Source organism: Clostridium sp. AF02-29 (assembly GCF_934835585.1).
Lineage (GTDB): Bacteria > Bacillota > Clostridia > Lachnospirales > Lachnospiraceae > Otoolea > Otoolea fessa.
Genome location: NZ_CAKVZK010000020.1, coordinates 21,918 through 48,850, shown reverse-complemented (window position 1 = coordinate 48,850; position 26,933 = coordinate 21,918). Strand labels below are relative to the sequence as shown.

At 49.6% G+C, this 26,933-nt stretch carries 20 protein-coding genes and 1 pseudogene; 17 read left to right on the top strand and 4 right to left on the bottom strand.

Going from position 1 to position 26,933, the window contains the following annotated elements; genetic code table 11:
* Positions 1 to 95 precede the first annotated feature (95 nt).
* From PUQ60_RS06770 to PUQ60_RS06740, 7 genes and pseudogenes are all read left to right on the top strand, one after another.
* A complete protein-coding gene (locus tag PUQ60_RS06770; protein WP_273380213.1) occupies positions 96 to 779 on the top strand; it encodes an HAD family hydrolase in 684 nt (227 codons plus the stop codon).
* Positions 780 to 954: 175 nt separating this feature from the next.
* The gene (locus PUQ60_RS06765) at positions 955 to 2,163 is read left to right on the top strand and encodes a metal ABC transporter substrate-binding protein (protein WP_273380211.1); all 1,209 of its coding nucleotides are present in this window, start codon (positions 955 to 957) and stop codon (positions 2,161 to 2,163) included.
* Positions 2,164 to 2,252: 89 nt separating this feature from the next.
* Positions 2,253 to 2,954: pseudogene (locus PUQ60_RS06760) on the top strand (ABC transporter ATP-binding protein); the annotation flags it as partial.
* Between the two features lie 147 nt (positions 2,955 to 3,101).
* The gene (locus tag PUQ60_RS06755) at positions 3,102 to 3,929 is read left to right on the top strand and encodes a metal ABC transporter permease (RefSeq protein WP_117796421.1); all 828 of its coding nucleotides are present in this window, start codon (positions 3,102 to 3,104) and stop codon (positions 3,927 to 3,929) included.
* Between the two features lie 429 nt (positions 3,930 to 4,358).
* On the top strand, positions 4,359 to 5,693 hold the full coding sequence (locus tag PUQ60_RS06750) for an MATE family efflux transporter (protein WP_273380209.1): 1,335 nt from the start codon (positions 4,359 to 4,361) through the stop codon (positions 5,691 to 5,693).
* Between the two features lie 244 nt (positions 5,694 to 5,937).
* On the top strand, positions 5,938 to 7,134 hold the full coding sequence (locus PUQ60_RS06745) for a CobW family GTP-binding protein (protein WP_273380208.1): 1,197 nt from the start codon (positions 5,938 to 5,940) through the stop codon (positions 7,132 to 7,134).
* An 18-nt stretch (positions 7,135 to 7,152) separates the two neighbouring features.
* Entirely contained in the window at positions 7,153 to 8,088 is a 936-nt protein-coding gene (locus tag PUQ60_RS06740; RefSeq protein ID WP_022359817.1) for a GTP-binding protein, read from the top strand.
* A gap of 141 nt (positions 8,089 to 8,229) precedes the next feature.
* Here PUQ60_RS06740 and PUQ60_RS06735 read toward each other — a convergent pair whose 3' ends face one another.
* A complete protein-coding gene (locus PUQ60_RS06735; RefSeq protein WP_273380206.1) occupies positions 8,230 to 9,690 on the bottom strand; it encodes a polysaccharide deacetylase family protein in 1,461 nt (486 codons plus the stop codon).
* Between the two features lie 256 nt (positions 9,691 to 9,946).
* Between PUQ60_RS06735 and PUQ60_RS06730 the strand changes: the two genes are divergently transcribed.
* A complete protein-coding gene (locus PUQ60_RS06730) occupies positions 9,947 to 11,380 on the top strand; it encodes a D-alanyl-D-alanine carboxypeptidase family protein (RefSeq protein WP_273380203.1) in 1,434 nt (477 codons plus the stop codon).
* A gap of 56 nt (positions 11,381 to 11,436) precedes the next feature.
* Here PUQ60_RS06730 and PUQ60_RS06725 read toward each other — a convergent pair whose 3' ends face one another.
* Positions 11,437 to 12,453 (bottom strand): ABC transporter substrate-binding protein, encoded by a 1,017-nt coding sequence (locus tag PUQ60_RS06725; protein ID WP_118637017.1) that lies wholly within the window; start codon positions 12,451 to 12,453, stop codon positions 11,437 to 11,439.
* Between the two features lie 28 nt (positions 12,454 to 12,481).
* Positions 12,482 to 13,867, bottom strand: a complete 1,386-nt coding sequence (brnQ, locus tag PUQ60_RS06720; RefSeq protein ID WP_273380201.1) for a branched-chain amino acid transport system II carrier protein — start codon at positions 13,865 to 13,867, stop codon at positions 12,482 to 12,484.
* A gap of 134 nt (positions 13,868 to 14,001) precedes the next feature.
* On the opposite strand from brnQ, the gene PUQ60_RS06715 reads away from it, so the two are divergent.
* The 9 genes from PUQ60_RS06715 to PUQ60_RS06675 all read left to right on the top strand — a co-directional run bounded on the left by PUQ60_RS06715 (position 14,002) and on the right by PUQ60_RS06675 (position 26,011).
* Positions 14,002 to 14,904: a LysR family transcriptional regulator gene (locus PUQ60_RS06715; RefSeq protein ID WP_022359822.1), complete on the top strand. Its 903-nt coding sequence runs from the start codon at positions 14,002 to 14,004 to the stop codon at positions 14,902 to 14,904.
* Positions 14,905 to 14,996: 92 nt separating this feature from the next.
* Positions 14,997 to 16,412, top strand: a complete 1,416-nt coding sequence (locus tag PUQ60_RS06710; RefSeq protein ID WP_118691633.1) for a Wadjet anti-phage system protein JetA family protein — start codon at positions 14,997 to 14,999, stop codon at positions 16,410 to 16,412.
* Between the two features lie 3 nt (positions 16,413 to 16,415).
* The gene (locus PUQ60_RS06705) at positions 16,416 to 17,102 is read left to right on the top strand and encodes a DUF4194 domain-containing protein (RefSeq protein ID WP_273380198.1); all 687 of its coding nucleotides are present in this window, start codon (positions 16,416 to 16,418) and stop codon (positions 17,100 to 17,102) included.
* Complete coding sequence (locus tag PUQ60_RS06700; protein ID WP_273380196.1) at positions 17,077 to 20,337, top strand: SbcC/MukB-like Walker B domain-containing protein; 3,261 nt, start codon at positions 17,077 to 17,079, stop codon at positions 20,335 to 20,337. Before PUQ60_RS06705 ends, PUQ60_RS06700 begins: the two co-directional genes overlap by 26 nt.
* Before the next feature lie 16 nt (positions 20,338 to 20,353).
* The gene (locus PUQ60_RS06695; protein WP_273380195.1) at positions 20,354 to 21,631 is read left to right on the top strand and encodes a Wadjet anti-phage system protein JetD domain-containing protein; all 1,278 of its coding nucleotides are present in this window, start codon (positions 20,354 to 20,356) and stop codon (positions 21,629 to 21,631) included.
* A gap of 74 nt (positions 21,632 to 21,705) precedes the next feature.
* Positions 21,706 to 22,410: an FCD domain-containing protein gene (locus PUQ60_RS06690; RefSeq protein ID WP_273380193.1), complete on the top strand. Its 705-nt coding sequence runs from the start codon at positions 21,706 to 21,708 to the stop codon at positions 22,408 to 22,410.
* Positions 22,411 to 22,591: 181 nt separating this feature from the next.
* The gene (locus PUQ60_RS06685) at positions 22,592 to 23,380 is read left to right on the top strand and encodes an electron transfer flavoprotein subunit beta/FixA family protein (RefSeq protein ID WP_022359830.1); all 789 of its coding nucleotides are present in this window, start codon (positions 22,592 to 22,594) and stop codon (positions 23,378 to 23,380) included.
* A gap of 11 nt (positions 23,381 to 23,391) precedes the next feature.
* The gene (locus PUQ60_RS06680) at positions 23,392 to 24,579 is read left to right on the top strand and encodes an electron transfer flavoprotein subunit alpha (RefSeq protein ID WP_273380191.1); all 1,188 of its coding nucleotides are present in this window, start codon (positions 23,392 to 23,394) and stop codon (positions 24,577 to 24,579) included.
* Between the two features lie 28 nt (positions 24,580 to 24,607).
* A complete protein-coding gene (locus PUQ60_RS06675; RefSeq protein WP_273401028.1) occupies positions 24,608 to 26,011 on the top strand; it encodes an FAD-linked oxidase C-terminal domain-containing protein in 1,404 nt (467 codons plus the stop codon).
* Between the two features lie 212 nt (positions 26,012 to 26,223).
* Here the strand turns inward: PUQ60_RS06675 and PUQ60_RS06670 are convergent, their stop codons facing one another.
* Positions 26,224 to 26,826, bottom strand: a complete 603-nt coding sequence (locus tag PUQ60_RS06670) for a YcxB family protein (RefSeq protein ID WP_273401030.1) — start codon at positions 26,824 to 26,826, stop codon at positions 26,224 to 26,226.
* Positions 26,827 to 26,933: the final 107 nt, after the last annotated feature.

The window sequence follows — 26,933 nt, the reverse complement described above, 5'->3', positions numbered from 1 at the left end:
TGCGAAGCCACGGCAAATTCCGTTACTGGGCACGTATGCGTGAACAGTAACAAAAAAGTTACAAGAAAAGATGGAAACAGAAAGGAAGAAACGCAATGTACCGCTTATGTATATTTGATTTGGATGGAACTCTTTTAAATACGGTTTATGCGCTGACTTATGTGACAAATTTAACATTGGATGCATTCGGACTGCGCCATGTTACACCGGAGGAAACGAAACGGATCGTGGGAAATGGATACCGGATGCAGATGAAGCGCGCGCTGGTGCTGGCGGGAGATGAGAAGCTGGTTCATTATGAAGCGTCGCTTCCGATTTATATGGAGAATTTCTCTAAATACTGCCTGAAAGACGTAGAGCCATATGACGGTATCCGGGAACTGCTGGCGTCGTTAAAAAAGATGGGTGTACATGTGGCTGTCCTTTCGAACAAGCCGCATGAGCAGGCAATTGTGAATATTGAGACATTCTTTGGGAAAGGATATTTTGATGTGGTGCGCGGCGAGCAGGCGGGAACGCCGAAAAAACCGGCTCCAGACGGAGCGTTCGCCATCTGCCGGGAACTGGGTATAAAACAGGAAGAGTGTCTGTATCTGGGCGATACGAATACAGATATGGAAACTGGGCTGAATGCCGGAATGGACACGGTCGGTGTGCTCTGGGGCTTCCGTAACAGGGAAGAGCTGGAAGGCTGCCACCCGCAGTATATTGTGGCACATCCGTCGGAAGTAGCGGAGATTGTGAAGAAAAAGAATGAGTCACATGGAAGAATGGAGTAGTGTCTGTGTTTGTTCATAGCTGTGAAAAGAGAAACAGTTGTGAAAGAAAATGATATTTGAAATAGTAATTCGAAATGTTTATTGAAAAACATTTACTGAATATAGAAGAAGTTAAGGGTAAAAAAGAAATATGGTAAAACACAAGAATGGATTTAAATGTAAATGGATATCATGGATGCTTGCTTTTTTGATTGCCTTTTCCTGTGTTCTTACAGCGTGTACGCCACGGCGGGAAACTGCATCGGATTCATCGTCGAATCCGTTAAAAGGGGCAGATGCGTCTGGTGATACGCGCTTAAACGTTGTGACGACGCTATTTCCGTATTACGATTTCCTCCGGCAGATTGCCGGGGATTCGATCCGGCTGACGATGGTCGTTCCGGCGGGCATGGATAGCCATTCGTTCGAGCCGACGCCGGCGGACATGATCACGATCCAGAATGCAGATCTGTTAGTCTGCAACGGCGGTACGATGGAACAGTGGCTTTCGCAGGTGCTTGATTCCTTCGGGGAAGGCACCGGACCGAAGCGCGTCGTGACGATGATGGACTGCGTGGATGTAGTGCAGGAGGAGATCGTCGAGGGCATGGAAGATGGAGAGGCGCACGATCATGGACATACGCATGTTCATGCGGATGGAACAGTTCATGCGGGTGATCACGATCACGAGTCGGAAGATCATGCTCACAGTGAAGAAGAACATGAGCCAGAGGACCATGTTTACAGTGAAGAAGAACACGACACAGAAGAGCATATTCACAGCGAGGAAGAGCATGATATGGAAGATGTGGCGGTTCATGATGAAGATCACGCTCAAGAGTATCTGGATGAGGACGATGGTCACGGCGTCGAGATTGAATATGACGAGCACATCTGGACGTCCCCGGTCAATGCGAAAAAGCTGGCTGGCGTGCTGGCGGAGGTGCTGGCACAGGAAGATCCGGCGCATGCGGCTTCCTATGCGGAAAACTGCGCGTCCTATCAGGATAAATTGACGGAATTGGATGCAGAATTCAGAGAAGTTGTCTCCCATGCCAAGCGCCGTCTCGTCGTTTTCGGTGATAAATTTCCACTCCGGTACTTTTTCGATGAGTATGGGCTGGAATACAGGGCGGCATTTTCAGGATGCAGTACGGATACGGAGCCGAGTGCCAAGACGATCGCCTACCTGATCGATAAGGTGCGGGAGGAACAGATACCAGCCGTCTATTACCTGGAGCTTTCCAGCCCACGCGTGGCGGAGATCATCGGGGAAGAGACGGGCGCGGAACCACTGTTGTTCCACTCCTGCCACAATGTGACGAGACACCAGTTTGATTCAGGCGTTACCTATCTGGAATTGATGGAGCAGAACGTAAAGAACTTGAAAAAGGGATTGTCATAAAAAGAATAGATGATTATGGGAAAAAGTCTTTAGCCATGGTGAATGTTTATGACAATAGAAGAGTAGAGCAGTAGTGAAAGGAATTATAGATGGGATTACTCTTAAAATGTGAGCATGTAGGTTTTGGTTATGAAAACCAGGATGCGGTGCTGGATGTGAACCTGGAGGTAAATGAGGGCGATTACATCTGCATTGTCGGGGAAAATGGTTCGGGAAAAAGTACCCTGATGAAGGGCATTCTGGGACTTTTAAAACCGACTTCGGGCAGGATTGAATATTCGGAAGAATTAAAAAAAGCCGGTATTGGTTACCTGCCGCAGCAGACCGACGCGCAGAAGGACTTTCCAGCGACTGTGTTTGAGGTGGTTATCTCCGGGTGCCTGGGAAAACGCGGCAGCCGCCCGTTTTATTCGATGAAAGAAAAGAAAGAAGCGCGGGCAAATCTGGATCGTCTGGGAATCCGCGATCTGGAAAAAAGCTGTTTCCGAGAGCTTTCCGGCGGTCAGAAACAGCGTGTTCTGATCGCGCGGGCGCTCTGTGCGACGGATAAGCTGCTGATTCTCGATGAGCCGATCACGGGACTCGATCCGTCGGCAATTCTGGATTTTTACCAGCTGATCCGGAAACTGAATCAGGAAGAAAAGGTTGCAATCCTGATGGTTTCCCATGATATGGCAAATATTGTGCATCAGGGAGGAAAAATTTTGCAGATGCGGCAGAAGCCGCTGTTCTGGGGTACGATGAAAGAATATGTAAAGAGTGAGATTGCTCATTCTTTCCTGGGACGGGAAGAGCTGGCAACTCTGGGACACAGATGCGGAGTGCCGATGCAGAAGGATGGAATCAGGAAGATGCAGAAGCCGGAAATGGGTTCGGAAACTGATTCTGAAACGAAACAGCATTTGAAAGACAGAAATGCGGAGAAGGAGGTGTAGAAGATGGGAATTATATCTGAAATGTTATCATACCCGTTTATGGTGCGGGCGCTGATCGGCGGTCTTTTAGTCTCTCTCTGCGCCTCTCTGCTGGGTGTCAGCCTGGTGCTCAAACGCTACTCAATGATTGGAGACGGTTTATCCCATGTTTCGTTCGGATCCCTTTCGATTGCACTGGCGGCAGGCTGGTCACCTTTAAAGGTTTCGATTCCGGTGGTCGTGCTGGCGGCATTTTTCCTGCTGCGGATTACGGAACATGGAAAAGTAAAGAGTGACGCTGCGATTGCGATGATCTCGGCCAGTGCGCTTGCAATCGGTATTATCGTAACTTCCCTGACAACCGGTATGACGACCGATGTCAGCAGCTATATGTTTGGAAGCATTCTCGCGATGAGCCGGGAAGATGTCCAGTTTGCGGCGGTGCTTTCCATGGTGGTGCTTGGATTATATCTTTTTTGCTATAACAAAGTATTTGCGGTTACCTTTGATGAGAGCTTTGCCAAGGCGACCGGCGTCAATGTGTCGCTCTATAACGTGCTGATAGCGGTTCTGACCGCGATCACGATTGTGATTGGAATGCGGATGATGGGCGCGATGCTGATCTCCAGTCTGATTATTTTCCCGGCTCTGACCTCCATGCGGGTGTTCAAGAGCTTCCGGGGGGTGGTCATCGCATCGGGGATTCTGTCGCTGATCTGTTTCTTTGGAGGAATGGTGCTGTCCTACACGTACTCAACACCGGCGGGCGCGAGCGTTGTTGTGGTGGATCTGGCGGCGTTTCTGCTCTTTTCGCTGATACAGAGAGGGATAGCTGCTACTGCCCGCAAATAGGATGTTTTTTGTAAAACATACACATTCTGTATGCTCATGTTTCTGTTCACGGGTAGGCATTTTTGGAACCGAAAGTGCCGTAAGAAAACGTGGTGGCAGCAGGAATTTGCCGCGATGATTTGCCGGGGAGTGGTTGACAAATAAAATGGCTTGCGGTTATAATAATATTCGGTTGCCGGAATGGGCAGATCGCCAGCAAAAGCTTGCAGAGTTGCTGGTCGGCGATAGAAAACGAAAATCGAATAGCTTGTCTAAGCGTTAAAGAGACTATAGGGTTTGTACTGTTTCTGAGATAAACAGTAAAGTCCGTAGTCTCTTTTTATTTGATAAGAAATGCTTTGAAGAAGAACCCCAGGTGTTTTTTTGCGAAGAATGTGTCAGAAACGCTCATGAAAAGTGAAAAATAAAAAAGGGAATGGAGATGGAAAAATGGATCAGACCTACATGAAGGAAAAACCAGTTGTCCCGCTGCTGCTTTCGATGGGAATCCCGGTCATCATATCGATGATCGCCGGGGCACTCTACAATATCGTGGACAGCATTTTCGTGGCAATGATCAGTGAGGACGCGATGACGGCGGTTTCGCTTGTCTATCCGATCCAGAACCTCGCGCACGCAGCCGGGGTTGGGTTTGGCGTTGGTATCAATGCGATGGTGGCGAGACGCCTTGGCGAAGGAAAAACACGGATGGCGAACCAGACAGCATCGCAGGGAGTATTTTTAAGTGCCTTACATGGAATGATTTTAACGATTTTAGGAATGGCGGTGATTCCGTATTTCCTGCGGATGTTTACGAGCGATGAGGTAACGATTTCCTATGGACTGACGTATTTTTGCAATGTGTTTCTGTTTTCAACGATCGACACGATGGGAATGGCATATGAAAAGGTCTACCAGTCGGTTGGAAAGATGAAAATATCGATGGCAGCCGTCTTGATTGGATGCGGCGTCAATATCGTGCTGGACCCGATCTTTATCTTTGGCTTAGGCCCCATGCCGGAACTGGGAATCCGCGGTGCGGCGTGGGCGACAGGAATCGGGCAGACGGCGTCGCTGCTGTTTTATTTGATTTTAAACCATGTGAAACCGTTAAATGTGGAGATTTCGCTGCGGGAAATGCGTCCGACGAAGGAGATCTGCGGCGGTATGTATTCAGTCGGAATCGCGGCAACACTCAATATGGCGCTGACATCCCTGCTTCTGACGGCGCTCAATGCGATTCTGGCACCATTTTCGCAGGTATATATTCTGGTGCTGGGTGTTTACTACAAGCTGCAGGCACTGCTTTATCAGGGAGCCAGCGGCGTGGTGCAGGGAATGCGCCCGCTGATCGGTTACAATTACGGTGCAGGCGAGCAGGAGAGGGTGAAAAAGATCTTCCGCGCGGCCTTCATGATTGTTGGCATTATCATGACAGCGGGAACCCTGCTTGGCGAGCTGATGCCGGATTTCCTGATGGGGCTGTTTACGCAGACGCCTTCGACGGTGGAGATCGGCAGAACGGCGCTCCGGCTCATCAGCCCGGGCTTTGTCATGTCAACGGTTTCCGTCATTGCTTCCGGCGCGTTTGAGGGACTTGGAATGGGACTTAAATCTCTGAAAATTTCCCTGATGCGCTATGCCGTGATTATTATTCCGATCGCATTTGTGCTCAGCCGGATCATCGGTCCTACCGGTGTCTGGCACGCGTTCTGGCTGGCAGAGCTTATCACGGCAGTGTATGCTGGGGCGAGCTGGAAGCGGACGATTACTGTGTCTTTATAGGGCGTTTTTGGTCTCAAAAAGGCTGCATATATGTGAGGCTAAAAACGTTACTGTTCACACGCGCCCAGTAACGGGATTTTGCCGATGCTTGACTTTACTAGGTATTTGTGTAAAATAATAAGTGGCTGATCGGAACTTCGGCAGATTCGGGCGATGTAAAGCTATGCATTGCCGGGATGCCAGGTACCGGGCGGACAATGATTTACAGTCAGTACACATTTGTACAGAAAAGAAGGTAAGTAAAATGACAAAGATTGATATTATTTCCGGTTTCCTGGGTGCAGGAAAGACTACGTTTATTAAACAGCTTTTAAAAGAAGCAATTTCAGGCGAGAAAGTCGTTCTGATTGAAAATGAATTTGGACAGATCGGCATTGACGGCGGTTTTTTAAAAGACGCTGGCATCGAGATCCGTGAGATGAACTCCGGCTGTATCTGCTGCTCTCTGGTCGGCGATTTTGGACGTTCCCTCGAGGAAGTTCTGACTAAATATCAGCCGGATCGTGTTATCATCGAGCCGTCAGGCGTCGGCAAGCTGTCTGATGTTATGAATGCAGTAAAAAATGTAGCTTCTGAGATTGAGGTTATGTTAAACAGTGCGGTTACCGTGGTAGATGTCAACAAATGCCGTATGTATATGAAGAACTTCGGTGAGTTTTTCAACAACCAGATCGAAAATGCAGGCACGATCGTGTTAAGCCGTACCGATGTAGCGGATCCGAAGAAGGTACAGGGCGCGGTTGAGATGCTTCGTCAGCACAATGCAAAGGCAACCATCGTGACCACTCCATGCAGCGAGCTGACCGGCGCACAGCTTCTTGAGATGATCGAGCAGGAAGATGATATGGCAGAGGAGCTGATGAAAGAGGCAAGAGAGCATATGCATGAGCATCATCACCATCATGATCACGATGATGACTGCGATTGCGGCTGCCATGACCACGATCATGAGCATCACCACCATGACGATGACTGCGACTGTGGCTGCCATGATCATGATCACGAGCATCATCACCATGACGATGACTGCGATTGTGGCTGTCATGATCACGATCATGAGCACCATCATCATGACCATGAGCATCATCATCACGACCATGATGACGAGTGTGGCTGTGGCTGCCATGACCACCACCACGATCACGAAGGACACCATCATGCAGATGATGTATTTACAAGCTGGGGCTTGGAGAATGTCGGCGTGATGAAGAAAGAAGATCTGCAGAAGATTCTGGATGATCTGGCTTATGGTGATAAATACGGCGAGGTTCTGCGTGCGAAAGGCATGGTTCCGAGTGAAGAAAAGGGTGTATGGCTGCATTTTGATATGGTTCCGGAGCAGGCTGAGATCCGTGAGGGAGCACCGGATTTTACCGGAAAGGTGTGCGTGATCGGTGCCGAGCTGGACGAAGAGGGTCTGAAGGCAGCGTTTAACGCGTAAATACAAGGAGAATGAACTATGAATGAAGATAAGATGCCGTTGTTTCTCATCAATGGTTTTCTGGAAGCTGGAAAAACCCAGTTTATTAAATTTACAATGCAGCAGGATTATTTCCAGACCGAAGGAAAAACACTTCTGATTGTCTGCGAAGAGGGCGAGGAAGAGTATGATGAGGAGCTTTTAAAGCAGACTCATACAGCGGTTGTCTATATAGAGGAAGCGGAAAAGCTGACGCCGGAATACCTACAGGATCTGGAGCTTCTTTACAATCCGGAGCGAGTTCTGATGGAGTGGAACGGTATGTGGAATCTGGATGCCCTGAAACTTCCGAACGATTGGGATCTGTATCAGCAGATCACGATCATCGATGGTTCCACATTTGATTTATACCTGCAGAACATGAAACCATTGATTGGTGCCATGGTCCGCAACACGGAAATGATTATTATGAACCGTTGCGACGAGATCGAGGATCTGGATGTATACCGCCGTACTTTAAAGGGCATGAACCCGCAGGTTCAGATCGTATTTGAGGACGCAGAGGGCGAAATTGAGGAAGTGACCGAAGCGGATCTTCCATTTGATGTCAATGCCGAAGTGATCGAGATTCCGCCGGAGGCATATGGTATCTGGTATATTGATGCGATGGATAAACCGGATCGTTACCGTGGAAAGACCGTTGAATTTACCGGCATGGTACTGAAAACCCCGGATTTCCCGAAGAACAACTTTGTTCCTGGACGTATGGCGATGACCTGCTGCGAGGCAGATATGACGTTCTTAGGTTTCATGTGCAAGGCAAAAAATGCCCGTCTGCTTGAGACGAAAGACTGGGTCAAAGTACGTGCCCGCGTAGAATATGAGTATATGCCGGAGTATGAGGGCGAAGGTCCGATGCTTTATGCAGATTACGTGGAAAAGGCAGAGCCGATTGAGGAGATTGTGCAGTTCTAAGATTTGCAACGGAAAGCTGTGCTTGAAAGAAAAGGTGTGCCCCGGAGTGTGGAAGACTCCGGGGTTTTTAAAAAAGAAAGAGAAATCGAACAAATGCTCGATTTCTCTTTCTTTTATTTAAAATTGGATTACAGCTTTATCTTACTCCGTCATCTTCGGCACCGGAGTAGGTCTTGACCGGTCAAATACCGCGTTGACATCAAACAGGTCACTCAAATGGTCGCCGCCGACTCCACTTTCCGGAAGGTCATAATACATCCGGTAGCCGTCGAGATTCCGACGCCCCTGTCGCATATAATCGTCGCCGATCTGGACGAAATACTGGGAGGAATCTACGTTACAGAAGTAACGGAATCCCTTGTTGTACAGGTACTGGAAGCGCTCGCTGCTTGTATCATACGGATGCCAGTCCCCAATATCGCTTCCAAACGGGAAGAGGATGATATCACACGGACCGGTCAGCGTTTCGACTTCATTTGCCCATTTATCGGTATCTTCACGGAATTTATCCATTGGGATCGTACCCATGTTGCGGTGTCCCCAGCTGTGGGAGGCAATTTCAAAACCGTCGTCGCGCAGGCACTGGACGACTTTTGCTGCGTTGGCGCGTTCTTCCTCAAAGTTGAAATCCGGGTGTTCCGCTTTGTACTCGTCAGTATTGTAGGCGGAATCGGTGCGGTAGCCCAGGATGCCATTGTAACCGGTAAAAGCAATGCACGCTTTTGCGCCGCGGTAGGAGAAATCCGGGTGCTCTTTGATGAAATCATCCAGTAACGGCACCAGATCATAGGAACCGACGGAAACAGAACCGTCGTCCATCTTCATCTCGTTCGTTGGCTTGCCATCCTCGCCGATAATCATACGGGAGGCGAATCCGTCGCCATCCATGTATTCGTAGTAGCAGACATCATCCTGTGACATGACGAACGGCTTCTTACCTTCCGGAAGCATGATATCGCCCTCCTGGAAATGCCTGGAACCGTCCTCTGCGGTCACCTCATATGCTACATCGTGCAGACGTACCAGAACGAAACCGCGCTCATACATCGACTGGAGAATCTTCATAAATTCATCCTTGGTCGTCATGACCTGATTATAACCCTTTTCGCGGCTGTCGCCGTCAAATGCTTTCGAGGTATCCATAATCAGTGTATGGAAGAATACATGCGTTACCTTGCGCGGATCAGCGCGCACCAGTGTTTCTTTGGTGGCGTTGTATTCGTCGATCGCTGCCGTCACGGACTCGTCAGATGCGTATGTACTGCTGGACAGGAGATTGATTGCCCCGTCATAGTCATAACCGTCTGCCAGAAGCTTTGCCTGAGCGATGACACCCTCGAGGCTGTCATCAGCAGGTGCAGATGCATTATCAAGGGAAATTACTCCATTTTCAGAATCCGTTTCGGTTGCCGCTGGAACCGAAGATACATGTTCTGCCGGAGAGCGGCGCACCCAGAGGAACGCGGCAATTCCAAGCAGTACAATCAGAATGCCGATTAAAATTAAATACGGAAGTTTGGAGGAACCGCCGTGCCGTCGCCTGGAACGTCCGCCACGTGCAGAAAATCCAACGCTTCCAAGGGAGGAATTTCTTCTCATCATAGTTTTCACCTTTTGTTTATTCATATTTATCTGTCGTTTTTTGCGTCAGATAGTAATAACAGGCCGAGAAAGTTTGCCACCGACTCGACACAGCAAGAAAGAGAGCGGAAAACGTTTTTATAAGCCTGTCTGTGTTCTTATAGTATACCATAAAAAGGAAAGGTGGTCTATGACAGTTTCTTACAATTCTCTTTGGCATAGGGACGGGCGGATATGCCATATCTTGAGAAGAGAGTATGTGCAGACGGAGGAAGATATGAATGAAAAATGTATCATGCAGGGAGAGGCGTGGTATTTGAAATGGAAGCGTGTGGAAAAATGGTGTTGGTTTGTGAAAAAGAAGCTGTTTCGGGAAAAAGAATGTATGTGTTGGGACGAAGGGGGCAGAGACAGGAGAAGAGAGTATTTAAACAAAAATGCTTGGAGAGGGCTGGCAGCGATTGGTGTAGCGGTTGTGCTTACGATGGGAGAATGTGTGTCAGGCATACAGCTTGGAATTGGTAAATTGGGGGGAAGTGGTATGCTCATATCTTACGCGGAGGAACTGTGGATTCCCGTTTCAGTAACCGCAGAGACAGCGCAGGCAGCAGAAAATGCCGCAGAGCTTCCCGTCCAGGCACCGGAGGCGATCCTTATGGAAGCCTCCACCGGAACTATTTTGTACGAAAAAAATGCGGACGAGGCGCGAAATCCAGCCAGCGTGACGAAGATTATGACGCTGCTTCTGATTTTTGATGCGTTACATTCGGAAAAAATTCATTTGCAAGATGAGGTCACGACCAGCGCGCATGCGAAATCCATGGGGGGATCCCAGGTGTTTTTGGAAGAAGGGGAGGTACAGACGGTCGAAACGCTGATCAAGTGCATCGTCATTGCATCGGGAAATGATGCCAGTGTGGCAATGGCAGAGTATATCGGCGGCAGTGAGGAGGCATTTGTTGCGATGATGAACGAGCGGGCGAAAGGGCTTGGAATGGAGACAGCAAAGTTTGAGGATTGCTGCGGTTTGACGGCGTCTACGACGCACGCGATGTCGGCGCGCGACATTGCCCTCATGTCGCGGGAATTGATCACGAAGTATCCGGAAATTTTTCAGTATTCAACGATCTGGATGGAAAATATAACGCACCGGACCAAGCAGGGAGAGAAGGAATTTGGACTTTCCAATACGAATAAGCTGCTGAAAATGGTGACAAATTTTGAGGTGACGGGACTGAAAACAGGTTCTACATCGCTGGCAAAATATTGTCTGTCCGCAACCGGGCGGAAAGATGGCGTTGATCTGATTGCCGTCATTCTGGCAGCACCGGATTATAAGGCGCGGTTTGCGGATGCGGTCACATTATTAAATTATGGGTTTGCAAATTGTCATCTTTACAAAGATGAAAATCCGGGAGCTGTGCCGGAAACGACGGTGGCAGGCGGCATCCAGGAACAGGTTGCAGGGCGTCTGCGGGGAACCTTTTCTTACCTTTCGATGGGAGGAGAGAATCTGGATGGAATCGAAAAAGAGTGGATGATGGAAGAATCCTGCAAAGCGCCGGTTCGGGAAGGTGATGTGATCGGACATCTGGTCTACCAGCTGGATGGACGGGAATTGGGAAGTGTAGAGATAGAAGCGGCAGAAACGGTGGAGAAAGCGGGACTCTGGGACTATTTTAAGAAGGTAATGGGAGTGTTTGCGGCATAAAAATAAAGAGCTGTCATGTTTGAATAGTGATACACGACAGCTTTTTTCATGGCTAGTTATTCATTCTGCAATCCAGCCGCTTTTTCAGAATACGTGGTCGTTACCAGTTTTTCATAAGGAATCCGTTCCTTGAGTTCACCTGCTTCTTCCAGAATATTTTCCAGAAGCTCAAAGCTGTCCCTGTGGAAAATGGTATCATTTTTCCAGGTGTCCTGCGCTTTGTAGCGTTCAACGATGCGGGCGATTGCCGCGCGGTCTGTTTCTGGAAACTGAGGTTGGATTGTCTCGGCGATTTCATCCGCACTGTGGGAGTTGACGTAAGCTAAGCCCTTCTGGATGGCATTCGTGAACGACTGGATAATTTCCGGATGCCTATTTAGATAGCTCTGCTTTGCACAGTAGGCGGTGTAGGGGACATAACCGGAATCGACGCCGAGCGAGGCGACAACGGTGCCATTTCCTTCGGTTTCAAGGGTGGTGGCGAAGGGCTCGAACTCGACCGTGTAATCCGCGTCATTACTCGTAAACGCCGCCGCTGTCAGCCCGAAATTGATACTCTGATCGATTGTCAGGTCATTTTTTGGATCGATGCCATTTTTCTTTAAAATATACTCAAAGACCATTTCCGGCATTCCACCCGCGCGCCCGCCAAGCACCTTTTTGCCTTTCAGATCCTGCCAGGAAAAGTCTGGTTCGGCACTTCGTCCAACGAGAAAGTTTCCGGCACGCTGGGTCAGCTGGGCAAAATTGACAGCATAATCGGCGGAACCTTCCTGGTAGACATAGATACTTGCCTCTGAGCCCATGAATCCGATATCGGCATCCCCGGAGATGAGCGAGGTCATAACCTTGTCGGCACCGGCACCGTTTACGAGTGTCAGAGCGATGCCTTCATCCTTAAAATAGCCCAGCTCGATCGCGGCGTACTGTGGCGCATAAAAAATCGAGTGGGCTACCTCATTGAGTGTGACCGGTTCAAGCGCCCCGTCCGCCTCCTTCGCCTGTCCACACCCGGTCAGGGTGGTAAGCAGAGTGAGCACAGCCAGGGCAGCTGCAAATTTAGTTCGTTTCATGGTTGCCTCCTGCGGTTCGTTCATACTATTAAGATATGGGGAATACAGGAAGGTGTGAGTGGTCTGCTGATTTTTCTTTCTGTCTCCAGAGAAGTCCAATACAAAGCCCGACAAGCGATGGCAGAATCCATCCGAGGTTCAAATCAAACAGCGGAAGCGTATGTCTGGCAAATGCGATGACGGGTTCCAGATGTAGGGCAGACTGCATTTCGTCCGGCAGAGCTGCTAAAAAGTCAAAGATGGAAGCTGCCCAGGAACAAATGGTAACGCAGACATAGACTTTTTTGTTATGCTGGAATGCATTTCCAAGCAGCGCGAGGAGAATCAGCGTGATGGCTGGCGGGTAAATCAGCATCAAAACAGGAACCGAGTAAGTGATGATAGCGGACAGTCCTATATTTGACACAATGAGTGAAAAAAGGGTAAAAACGACCGCCCATGCACGGTAGGAAAGGGCATGGGGAAACAGTTTCACAAAGGTTTCCGCACAGCTCGTTACAAGCCCGATGGAGGTCTTGAGGCAGGCGAACGTGATCGCAATGGCGAGGATCCAGGTGCCCATCCGTCCAAGGTAGTAGTCTGCAATCTGGGAGAGGGCGATGCCGCCGTTTTCTGAAAGTTCGAATTGTCCCAGTGACTGTACTCCAATCAGGATGGTAAGCAGATAGATAAATGCCATCAGAAGCCCAGCCAGCATACCGGAATGCAGAACCTCTTTTGCAATGGTTGAATCTTCCCGCACGCCCATCTGGCGGATAACCGAAATGACCACGATCCCGAATGCGAGTCCGGCAATCGCATCCATGGTTTCATAGCCCTGGGAGAGCGCGGAAAAGAAAGCTCCATTCTGATAAGAGGCATCGGGAACTGCCGCTGAAACCTCGATGCTCGGATGAAGCAGGGCAGTCACAATCAGAACGCCTAGAAACAGAAGAAACAGCGGATTGATGATTTTTCCGATCCAGAGCGTGATGCTGCCTGGACGAATGGAAAATACAAACACCAGCGCAAAGAAGATCAGCGAAAACAAAAGCAGCATAGTCTGTTCGGAAAGCTGTGTTCCTAAAAGGGGTCTGACTCCGGCGGTAAAGGAGGTCGTAGCGCACCGCGGAATAGCGAAAAACGGTCCGATTGTCAGGTAGAGCAGACAGGTAAAGAAATAGCTATATCTGTGTCCGACGCGGCGGGACAGATCCTGAAGTCCCTCCGAATGCGTGCTTCCGATCGCGGCAACACCCAGGATCGGAATGCCGACGGCAGTCAGAATAAATCCAATCGCTGCCGGGAGAAACTGGCGTCCGGCAAGCTGACCGAGATGTACCGGAAAAATCAGATTTCCGGCGCCGAAGAACATACCGAATAATGTTCCGGCAACTAAAAGCCGTTGCTTATGGGAAAGACAGGTCTGCGTCATAGATATTCACTCCTTTTACATGAGAATTGAAAACTTTTTTGTAATCATCATTATAAAGCCTTCCTTGTGGTTTGTGAAAATCTAGTTTATAATAGAAATATGACAAAATGTAATATCATAAAAGGAGGTGCGGCATGGATGCCAAAAAACTGGAAATATTGATGACGGCGGTAGATCTTGGAAGTTTTTCGAAAGCATCCGAGGTAGTTGGCTACACGCAGTCGGGGCTGACCCATCTGGTGGACAGCCTGGAGCGGGAGATTGGATTTCCGTTGATCCGCCGCAGTTACAGCGGCATCGCGCTGACGGAGGCGGGAGAAAACCTGTTGCCGGATATCCGCCAGTTTTTGCAGGCAAATGCCACCCTGGAAAATAAGATTCAGGCGGTGCGGGAACAGCAGGAGGAGTCGATCCGTGTGGCGGCATATGCGAGCATCGCGATGTACTGGATGCCGGAGATTTTATACCGGTTCCGCCGCCTCTGCCCGAAGGTGGACGTTGATCTCCGCATGGTCGATCATGCGCTGGAACCATTTGAATTATTACAGAGCGGAAAGACGGATGTCATTTTTGCAAGCAGACAGAAAGAACCGAAATGCGAGTGGATTCCGCTGTATCATGAACTTTTGTATGCGATTCTGCCAAAGCAGTATCCCTTAAATGGGCGCAAAGAATTTCCGCTGCGTGAATTTGAAGGAAAAGATTTCCTGATGCCTTATGGGCGGTTTGACATCGATGTACATGCCGCATTTGCAAAAGAGGGAGTCAGGGCAAAGGAGCAGTCCGTCTATGTGGATGACGAGACGGTGATCCGCATGGTGGGAAAAGGACTGGGCATTTCAATGATGTCTGAACTGATGATCCGCGGAAATACGGAAGATGTCTACTGCGTTCCGGTTTCCCCGACCTGCATCCGGGAAATAGGAATGGGTATGAAGCCGGGGACGGAGGAGAATGGGAGCATTGCAAAGCTGAGAGAATGTGTGATGCAGTTTGTGAGCACGTTAAACAAAGGCGGAAACGTCTCTTTGAAATAACCGGAATCACAGACCAAACAGTCCCAGCCTTGCCATTTTCCCAGTATAGAGTATATAATTAAATACAGATAAATATATGGAAGGAATACACCGTGAACATAAATAAAAACCTTTTTGACGCTCTCCCAATCGGCTTTTTCAACTGCCTGGCAAGCGGCAGCAGCAACCGCATTTATTCGGACTGTCTTCTGCTCATTTATCATGAGTATGACCGGGAGATCACCTACCGCATTGCCCGCAGCCGCATCCGGGATGCGCTTGCCATCTATCTTCTGGAAAATCACATTGATTATTTGGACGATGAGATGACAACCGACCGGAATTACAACCAGCTTGCCAATTCCGTGATCCGCAAATTCTGCTCGAAAGAGGTCGGATGGCTGGAGGAGGACACGGACGATGCGACGTATGAGAAGCATATCATGATGACGGAGCAGGGCGTCTTTCTGGCAGAATTTCTCCAGAAGATGATGAAGCCGGAGTGGGAAGAATTTTCAAGTTATATTTTCAATATTTATAATATTTTGCAGAATCCCGACCAGTGGGAACCGGATATCTATGTCAATGCGCTGCGCTCGGTCTACCGCAACGCGAAACAGCTCTCCGGTGCGCTCAAGCGCCTGGCGACCTTTATCAAAAAAATCATCGAGCGGATGGTGCGCGAGGAAAGCCTGGAAAGTCTGACCGAGAACGTCCTCGAATACTGTGAGGGCGATTTTATCCGCGAGTACGCGCGTCTGACGAAACAGCAGAATATTCATATGTACCGTTCCTTTATCCGGTCAAAGCTGGAAGCGATGCAGAACCGGCAGGAGCTGTTTGAGGGCCTGGTGGCGGGATGCGCGAAGGAAGAAGAACTGGAACACATTGAGGCGGAGAATAAGGTGCTGGATATGATCCAGACGATTCTGCAGTTTTTCTCAGTCGATTACGACCAGATCATGCGGGATATCAAGCATAAAATTAATATCTATTTACAGATTGCGATTGGACGCGCGAGATTTCTTCAAAACCGGGACAGCGATGTGCGCGGGCATGTCGAGCAGACGATCCGCGTGATTGCGGCGGAGATGAACACACTCGGTTGGAAGGAAGAACTGCCGGAGTCGATGAACGGGTTGTTTTTGCTGGAAAATAATGAGTTTATCGATACCGACTCGATCCGCTATCCGCGACGGGAGCAGATGATCCGCGAGGCAACCTATGCGGAGCTGGAAGAAATGACACAGGAGGACATCGATCGTGCGAGGGAGGCACAGGAGAGGGAGGCAGAGAACCCGTATTCGAAGGATAAGATGAAGAATTATCTGGAGGCGCTTTTAGGAGATCGGACGGAGATATCCAGCGAGGAGGTTCCGATGAAGAGCAAGCGGGATCTTTTAAGCGCGCTCTCGGCGGTTGCATATGGTTCGGAAAATGGGTATGAGATACAGGCGGAGGATGGTTATCTGGAAACGCAGCAGATGCTTCTGCGGCGCTTTAAAATCGAACGCCGGAAGGAGAAATAAAACATGGGATTTGAAGAAATATGGAATGAATATACATCCTCTGAGAAGGACATGTTCCAGAAAAGTGTCAGGCGTCTTCTGAAGCAGAGCTTTATCGTGCGCGACCGTGACGAGGACAGCAAAAAGGCGTACTATTTTGTCTCCAAGCGTTCGGAACCATTTTCAGCGTACCTGGGATATATCGGATACGATATTGTAATTGACCGGGAAAATGGCGTGATTATGCTGCAGAACTGCCGGGATCTCGGCGAGAATGGAAAACTGCAGATCAACCATGTGACACTCAAAAAGATGGAGAGTGTGGTTTTATGCTGCCTCTGGACTCTCTATGCGGACCGGGTGCGTTCTGGAAATCTTTCGAAAAATATTGAGATTTCGGTGACCGATCTGCGCTATGAGATGGAAAAATATGGCATTCGGGATCAGATTGACAAGAGCAGTTTTGCATCGATTCTGACGCTGTTTACCAAATATCAGCTTCTGCAGGTGATTGGAAAGCTCGGCGAGGAGGACTGCCGGATCTGTCTTTATCCGTCGATGCAGTTTGTGCTGGAACCACAGGAGTTTGGCAAATTTGTGGAAAATGTCAACCGGCGGATGCAGGAAAAGTGGAGCCGTGAGGACGAATGGGAAACGGAGCTGACAAAAGAGGAGGAAGACGGCGATGAAGAATCAGACGATCATGAATAGGAAATCGGCGAAAAAACTTTTGATGGTCCAGTGGTCGCGTTTCCAGAATGTCTGTATCGAGCTGGAAGGTTCGACCCTGGTGACCGGTGTCAACGGAAGCGGAAAATCGACGGTGCTTGATGCGATGACCTATCTCCTGACGGGCAACACGCAGTTTAACAAGGCGGCGAAGGACCGAGACCGGACGGTGCTTGGCTATGTGCGCGGCGACACGCGCAGTAATGGCGAGGCGCGTTATTTGAGAAATGGCAGCGTTGTCAGCTATATTGCGATGGAATTTTCCGATCCGACGCTGGGAGTGCCGCTCACGGTCGGAGTATGCATTGAGTCTCCAAGTGAGTCTGGTAAGCCGGTCAGCAGCTGGTTTATCTGTCCAGGGGCGGCGATTGACGATATCGATTTTACACGGATTGAGGGAAATGCACTCCGCATCACGCCGAAAAATGAGCTGACAGTGAATGGCGAGGAGATGAAGCTTTCCTCTTTTATGGGACGGGACCGCGGCACGGAGGCGGTACTCCGGGCGCTGGGGCTCCGCGTGGACGCAGCCAAATACCGGACAAAGCTTCTGAAAATGATGGCATTTAACCCGGAAAATAATATCGACCAGTTTATTCAGGACTGTGTTCTGGAACCGGGAAAAGTCCAGTCGCTGGAGGAACTGCGCGAGCAGAAGCGCCAGTTTGAGCGCCTGCGGGAACTCTATGAGAGTCTCAGACAGGGCAAAATCCAGCTCGAAGAGGTGCTTCGCCAGAGTGACGAATACGAGAAGAAAAAGCGGGTACTCCGCATCCGGGAGCTGATGCTTTCATACCAGGCGCTCCGGGAGAAGGAAGAGGAAGAAAAGCAGACGAAAAATCGTTATCAGGCCTTAAAAGACCAGTACGGGCGCCTGACCGAGCGGGCGGGAGAGCTCATCCGGCAGCAGGAAGCCGCACAGGAACGCCTGCGAATTGCAGAAAATAACGATATGGTCAAGGGAATGCAGGAAAGCCTGGATTCCCTGAAACGCCAGATCGAGGAAGCGGATCGTGAGAAAAAGAACTGGGAGGACAAGCTGGCGCAGATTTTGAAATTGAAGAAGAAGATAAGCGCGCTTATCAAGCTTCTGGAAGCAGATCTTCCGTCCTTATCCTCGGAAAACACCTATCTGGAGACACTGGAACAGGCGGATGGGGAGACGGCGAAGAAGCGGGAGGCGTTTGACGCATTCCGCGAGAAGGTGCACCGTCAGGACGGCATCTATGAGGAAAATAAGATCCACCTGCAGGATCAGTGTAAAGAGCGCGAAAAAGAGATAGGGGCGCTGCAGGAGAAGATCCGCCGTCTGGAATCGAATATCCTTGTGTTCCCGGCGGAGGTGGAAAATGCCCGGAATAAGATTCAGAGAGGGTTAGAAAAACAGGGTATCCAGACCGAGGTCCACATTTTTGCCGAATTGGTCCAGGAGGTGACCGCTCCGGAGTGGAGAAAGGCGGTTGAGACATTTCTGGGAAGAAAGCGTTTCTATATCATCGTGGACGGCGCGCACTGCCATAAGGCGATGCAGATTTTACAGAAAGAGCGGATCTATGATGGAAATGTCGTGATCACGGATAAGCTTCCGGAAACAGAGGCGGTGGAAGGTTCTGCGGCGGAGATTCTGCGGATCCCGAACGTCTATGCGAGACGTTACGCCAATTATCTGTTAAACGGCATTCATCTCTGTGAAAATCTGGAAGAGCTGCATGAATACCCGAAGGGCGGACTCATGCGGGATGGCATGCTGGCGAAGAGCTATGCGGTTGCGATGATGGATATGAGACGGACCGAGCTGTGTCTCGGCGCAGACGCGATCCGCTGCCAGCTGGAACAGTCCAGAAAAGAACTGGAAGAATTACAGGTGGTTCAGCGGGCCGATAAAGAGGCACTTTCACAGGTTATCAAATACCGTGATGCGATCAAGGAGATCGACTGGGACGGCGGACACTACGATTTTGGCGCGGCATATGGGCTGAAGGACTGCGGAAAGCGCAGGGACAGCCTGGTAAAGGACCGCGAGGAGATCGAGGCAAATCCGGACTTTACCGCAGTCCTGAAAGAACTGGAGACGGCGGGACGGTTGGCACGCGAGGCAAATGAGAGTGTGAACCAGAACCAGAGTGAGCTCGGCGGCTGTAAGAATGATTTAAAGGGCTGCGAAGGAACACTGGGCCGTATCAGCACGGAGATCTATTTATGCCAGAAGGCATATGAGGAAAAATGCCTTGTCAACATGGAACTCAAAGAGGCGATGCTGGAGGAATATAACCGCGAAAGCGAGAAGCGCGGCACGATCCGCGTGACGACACAGCTTTCCATCGACAAGAGCAAAAATATGCTGGCAGAGCGGGAGCGCCAGCTGGAGGACGCACAGCTGGCGTATTGCCGCCTGGCGGGAATCGACGTCGGAAAGCGCGGCATCGGTTACATCCCGTGGTACCGGGAAGAATACCGGAACCTGGCGCACGTCAAGGTGGAGGAAGCCCAGCAGAAGCTGCAGGAGCAGGCAGGACGGCTGGAGAGCGCGTTTATGAACGATTTCGTGGCGGAGATTGACGAGAATGTCCGCGAGGCAAAACGTGAGATGGACGCGATCAACCGTGAACTGCGCCATATGCCGTTTGGCAACGATACCTACAAGTTTGTGATGAAAGAAAAGCCAGACCGCGCTCTCTTCTTCCGCATCTGCAGGCGTCTGGAAAAATATATGAGTTCCCCGCAGGTCTATATGAATTCGGCGCGCGACGACGAGGAGATGGAGAATGATATTCAGGAGTTTATGAGTATCATTCTGGCGGAAGAAGATGAGTGGGAATACACGGATTACAGGAGATATTTCTCTTACGATATGGAGATCAGCAGCCGTCAGGGACAGACCGAGATCACGGCAGAGTTATCAAAAAAACAGGGTTCCGCCAGCAACGGCGAGAAGCAGACCCCGTATTTCATCATTCTGGCGGCGAGTCTTTTGCAGTGCTACCCGGCAAACACCTGCTGCGCCCGTCTGGCATTCATCGACGAGGCATTCTCGGCATTGTCGAGAGAGCGGATCGAGCAGATGGTCCGTTATTTCGAAGAAAATCACTTCCAGGTATTCTATGCAGCCCCGCCGGAGAAGATCAACAGTATCGGTCAGTTCATCGATTCAACCGTCAGCCTGATCGTGACAGGACGGTATACGAATGCGGTAGAAGGATTGGTGAAGCAGGCATAGGAAACGAGGAGAAAAAATGGCGGATCGGAAAGAGTGGAAAGAACAGCTTTTAAGTAAATTGCTGGATCAATACGAAAAAAGCGTCACCTACGCCGGTGAAAACAAGGTAAAACAAGTGTTTTCGGTCAAACCATCCGATATTTTCAAGGGCTACAACAAAGATTTTCTCCCGCCGGAACAGCTTTTCCAGGAAAAAGAATTTGAACGACTGATCCGTCAGATGGAATCGGAGGGACTTATTCATGTAGTTCCTCCGAATACGGGTATTCTCCGTCAGATCTGTGCTGTCCCGGAACGCTGGGAAGATTACTATGCCTGCCTGAACCGGACAGAAAAGAATATTCTAAAAAAACGGCTGGAAGAGGTTTATCATCGCTTCTGCCAATGCGATTTATTGGAGGCATATGGAAAAGAAAAGCTTCAGACACTGAAAAACAGCCGTGCGAGAAAGCTGGATGAAAAGAAGGTAGAAAAAGAGATAACCGAGGCAGAAGCTATCTGGAATCTGGTGCAATTTTTAAAAGAAAATCAGGAAAAGCAGAGAACTACGCTGGAGCGGGAAATGTCAGAGGCAGTTCTGCATGACAGTAAACAGTGGGAAAAGATATACCGGAAAAAGGTGTGTGGAATTTTGGAGCACACGGGGCGGTATGATGAACCGCTTGCGGGGCTGGAAGAAGAACGGGAGCGGCAGACGGCGCTTCTGGAGGAATTTTACATTTATTCCAATCCGGCGTATATCTATCTGAAAGGGGATGCACGGATCTGCCTTGAAGACGGACGCAAACTTCGGATTTATCACGATCTGCCGATGTCGATCCCTTTTGAGACATTCCAGAAGGCAAAAAGCATCCAGATCCAGGATGTGGCGCTGATGACGGTGGAAAATCTGCCCTCGTTTCACCGGCTGGAGCGGGAACATATATTTTATCTGTTTCTGAGCGGCTACCATACCCGCACGAAACAGGCGCTATTGCAGCGGATCGCCAGAGAAAATCCGGGACTTTCCTGGCATCATTTTGGCGATCTCGATCCAGACGGTCTGGCGATCGCGGGGCATCTGATCCGAAAGACGGGACTGCCGTTTCAGCTGTGCGCGATGGGAGTGCAGGAATTGCAGCGGTTTCAGACATATGCGAAGCCATTGGAAGCACCCGATCGGGCGAAGGCGGAAGCGATGATAAAACAGGGCAGCAGCTATGCGGGAATATTGCGGTATATGTTGGAGCACAACTGTAAATTGGAGCAGGAGATTATAAGCTGGCAGGAGACGAGATTGGAGAGCTTTCTGTAAAAAGAATCTTTTCGGTTCAATCCGGATTTTTATATATGATATGATAAAGACAAAGTGAAAGGAATGCAGCGTCTATGGAAAAACAGGAAAAAGCCTACAAAGGCGTCATCGAATATTTCAAGAACCGCATCATGGCGGGCGAGCTGCGTCCGGGGGAGAAGCTTCCTCCGGAGCGGGAGATTGCGCAGATGCTGGAAGTCAGCCGCAATTCCGTTCGGGAAGCGCTGCGGATCATGGATATGACGGGAGTGATTTCCTCCCAGCAGGGATCGGGGAATTACATCACTTGTGAATTTCAGAAAAGCATTGCGGAGACGATGGGGATGATGTTTGCTATGTCCCAGATTAATTATCAGCAGATCAGCCAGATCCGCTATGCGCTGGAACAGCAGGCGTTTGCCCTGGCGATTGAACAGGCGTCGGAGAGCCAGATGGAGACGCTGGAAGAACTGGTAAAACGTCTTGACCGGAGCATGGACGAGCAGGAAAACGCCCGGATTGATAAACAGATCCATTTTACACTGGCACAGGCGTCGGGAAATGTGCTGCTGCTCAATATTTTAGAGGCGTGTTCCGGCGTGATCGATACCTTCATCCGGAATATGCGCGCGGAAATTCTGCGGACAAAAGAGGCGAAAGAAGCACTGAATCTCTGTCACCGGCAGATTGCGGAAGCACTGCGGAACAAAGATAATGCAGCGGGGAAGGATGCACTGGACCGGCATTTCCGGATGATAGATAAAATTTTGGAAAAAAATGAAAAAACACATTCTATGTGAAAAGATAAACAATCGTTGACAACCAGAACGCAGCCCACTATACTAACGAATAAAGAAAATTGGTTCTACCAAAATTCTTTTTCTTTTCAATAAATTGGTAGAACCAATATGCGGATTAAAAATTCTTTACATCCATCATTTAAAGATTTTTACAAAGCATCCATATGAAGGAGGAAACAGAATGAAGATTCTTGTCTGTATCAAACAGGTACCGGAAAGCAATAAAGTAGAAGTCGATCCGGTTACCGGCGTGCTGAAACGAGACGGCGCGGCTTCGAAGATGAACCCATACGATCTGTACGCGCTGGAGACGGCGTTCCGGATCCGGGAAGAAGTGGGCGGAAGTGTTCACGTCATTTCCATGGGACCGCCGCAGGCGCAGCAGGTGATCCGCGAGGCATTTGCGATGGGTGCGGACGGCGGAACGCTTTTATCGGATCGCAAATTTGGCGGTGCGGATGTACTGGCGACCAGCTATACACTTGCGCAGGGCATCAAGAGCTGCGGCGATTTTGACCTGATCCTCTGCGGCAAACAGACAACGGACGGCGACACCGCGCAGGTTGGTCCGGAGATCTCCGAGTGGCTGAATATCCCGAGCGTGGCAGATGTTGTCAAGATCAATCAGATTGATGAGGACGGCATCACCGTCAGCATGGATCTGCCGGAAGAGGTCGAGGTGGCGAAAGTGCAGTTCCCGTGTCTCTTAGCCGTTGACAAGGACATTTTCCAGCCAAGACTTCCTTCGTATGTCCGGAAAATGAACACGAAAGACCGTGAAATCCGGATTCTTTCCCTGGCGGATATGGACGATAAAGACGCGATGCACTATGGACTCAATGGTTCCCCGACGCAGGTTCAGCGCATTTTCCCACCAGCTGTCAATGACAAAAAGGAAATGTGGGACGGAAGCGGCGAAGAGCTGGCGGACCGGCTGTATCAGAAGATCGTGGATATGAAATTCGTGTAGGAGGTGGAATCATGGCTGAGTTAATCATACATCAGGACAAAATCCCGGATAATCAGGAACTTATCAAGCTCTGTCCGTTCGAGGCGATGGAAGAAAAAGACGGAAAGGTGACGATCAGCGCCGCCTGTAAAATGTGCCGTCTCTGCGTGAGAAAAGGTCCGAAGGGCGCGGTTGAATATGTAGAAGACGCGGTAAAACCAAGCGTCGATAAGAGTGCATGGAAGGGCATTGCCGTTTACGTAGATCACGTGGATGGAAAGGTGCATCCGGTTACATTGGAACTTCTTGGAAAAGCGAGAGAACTTTCCAAGGTAACGGGACATCCGGTTTACGCCCTGTTTATGGGAAATGGAATCGAAGCGGCTGCACACGAACTGCTTCATTATAATGTAGATAAAGTATTCGTCTATGATGTACCGGAACTGGCACGTTTCCAGATCGAGCCGTACACGGCTGTTTTTGAAAACTTTATCCAGACAGTAAAACCATCGTCTATTCTCGTCGGTGCGACCACGGTCGGCAGACAGTTGGCGCCGCGTGTGGCTGCCCGTATGAAGACAGGTCTGACCGCGGATTGTACGATCCTGGAAATGGATGAAAATACTGATTTATCCCAGATCCGACCGGCTTTTGGCGGCAATATCATGGCACACATCAAGACCCCGAACCACCGTCCGCAGATGGCAACCGTGCGCTATAAGATCATGAACGCACCGGAGCGTGCCGAGAAAGAGAGCGGTGAGATTGTGGTCTGTACAATTGAGAAGGAAAAACTGCTTTCCCACGTGAGGGTTCTGGATATCGTAGAAAAGCCGAAGGAAACCTTTATCGAAAATGCTGACGTCCTGGTGGTAGCCGGACGAGGCGTGAAGAAGCCGGAAGATTTGAAAATGCTGGAAAAACTGGCAGATCTGCTGGGAGGTCAGCTTGCCTGCACCCGTCCGATGGTGGAAGCCGGATGGCTGGATGCCAAGTGCCAGATCGGTCTGAGTGGCCGTACGGTCCGCCCAAAACTCATCATCACCTGCGGCGTGTCCGGTGCGGTCCAGTTTACTGCCGGCATGAATCACGCGGAGACGATCGTCGCGATCAATAAAGATCCGAAAGCGCCGATTTTCAAGACGGCACATTACTGCCTGACTGGTGATCTCTATGAGATTCTCCCGAGACTGATTGAGAAGATTGAGATGGGAAGATAAAGATTCACAGGAAGGAGAGCAGGATATCATGGGAAATTACAAGAAAATAGATAAAGATGATATTTTATATATAAAAAACACAATTCAGGATGACGAGCGTGTCCTCGTAGGTGAAAATATCAACGAAGAGTACAGCCACGATGAGCTGAGCGGCACCAGCAGTTATCCGGATGTGGTGGTAAAGGCAAAATCAGCCGAAGAGATCGCGGCGATCATGAAATATGCATACGAAAATACGATTCCGGTGACACCGAGGGGCGCCGGAACGGGTCTGGTTGGTTCTTCGGTTCCGATGGAACATGGCATCATGATCGATACCACCCTGATGAACCAGATTCTCGAATTGGACGAGGAAAACCTGACGGTCACGGTGGAACCGGGCGTCCTTTTGATGGAATTGTCCGCCTATGTAGAAGATCACGATTTCTTCTACCCGCCGGATCCGGGTGAGAAATCAGCCATCGGCGGCAACATCAGCACGAATGCGGGCGGTATGCGTGCGGTCAAATACGGTGTGACGAGAGACTATGTCATGGGGCTGGAAGTGGTTCTGCCGGATGGCACGATCACTCAGTTTGGAGGCAAAGTCGTAAAGAATAGTTCAGGCTATGACTTGAAAGATCTGATTATTGGTTCCGAGGGAACTCTTGGCTTTATTACCAAGGCGATCTTAAAGCTTCTGCCGCTTCCGAAGCGTGTCATCAGCCTTCTGATCCCGTTCCCGACCCTGAAACAGGCGATCGACACCGTCCCGGTTATCATCAAATCTAAGACGATCCCGACCGCGATCGAGTTCATGCAGCGGGAAGTGATTGAAGACGCCGAGGAGTATTTAGGAAAAGCGTTCCCGGATAAACAGTCGGATGCGTATCTGCTTTTGAAATTTGATGGTAATTCCACCAAGGAGATCGAAGAAGCGTATGACAAGGTGGCCAAACTCTGTCTGGAACAGGGCGCACTGGACGTGCTGATTTCCGATACCCAGGAGCGTGAGGAATCCATCTGGAAAGCCAGAGGCGCTTTCCTGGAGGCAATCAAGGGATCCACGACTTACATGGATGAGGTCGATATGGTTGTTCCGAGAAGCCGCGTCAATGAGATGGTGACGTATCTGCACGATCTCCACAATGAGATTGATATCCGCATCAAGAGCTTCGGTCATGCGGGCGACGGAAATCTGCACGCGTACATCCTGAAAGACGATTTGAGTGATGAAGAGTGGGAAAAACGGATGTCTGCTGCAATGGAGAAGATCTATCAGAAAGCCCATGAACTCGAAGGTCAGGTGTCCGGCGAGCACGGCATCGGATATGCGAAAAAGCCGTATTTAAGAGAATCCCTGCCGGAGAAGAACCTGGATCTGATGAACGGAATCAAGAAAGTGTTTGATCCGAAGAATATTCTGAATCCGCATAAGGTGGCGCAGAGATAGAAGAAAATAACTGCATTGATATTTTTATCCACAAGTGTTGCAAAAACGTTTGAGCACCACGCGGTAAGGCTGATTCTAGGAACTGCAGAAGATTTTTTGCAGAAAAACAGAATAGAACAGCAGGTTTTTGAGAAAGCCACGATCTGAATCAAAGAGTTCAAATCGTGGCTTTTTATAGTTGTTGAACTATTTTATAGTTTATATCTATCGACCTATCTTTTCTTCTTCAACGCCTGCATCACCCGAACCAGCGGAATCGTCTTCCTGTAAATCCGTTTCCCACTCTTATTTTCCAAAAATTCCCGAAACGCGCCAATTGCTTTCAAATTCTGGCTCTCATCCGAATTTGAACGGGACCCCGCGCTTGTGTCAATCCCCTTTTTCGGCACCATATACCCGCCGTAGGAATCGCGGAACAGATAGAAATAATCGCGGTCCTCACCCAGCTTTTCAAATTCATTGTAAGCCAGTGTGCTTTCGCGGGTGCTTTTCGGAAGAGAATAGACTTCCAGATGATTTTCACGGAATTCATAGCGGGACGCCGGGAACGGCATGCCGCTTTTTTTGATCTGGTCAGCGAGCTTGTGGGCGGTGTGGTTGGCGGAGCTGTAGGTGCTGGTCGTCAGATAGCAGCCGTAGGCGGCTAAGAGGATGCCCCACCACTCGCTTAGATTGATGATACCTCCGGCGATGAACAGGATGCTTAAAATTGTCCGCGTGATCCGGTTGGAAGCGCAGAAGAGATCGTACTGCATCCGGGACAGGGATTCGAAGGTTTTTTCGTTGTGGTGCATTTCTATCTTATAGTAAATCATGGTAAGCCCTTTCATATAAAAAATCAATCATCACCTATATAAAAACAGTATATAGAAGCATAGAAAATATCTTAAGAAGTAGTATACTGTTTCTTCCCTGTTTCCGC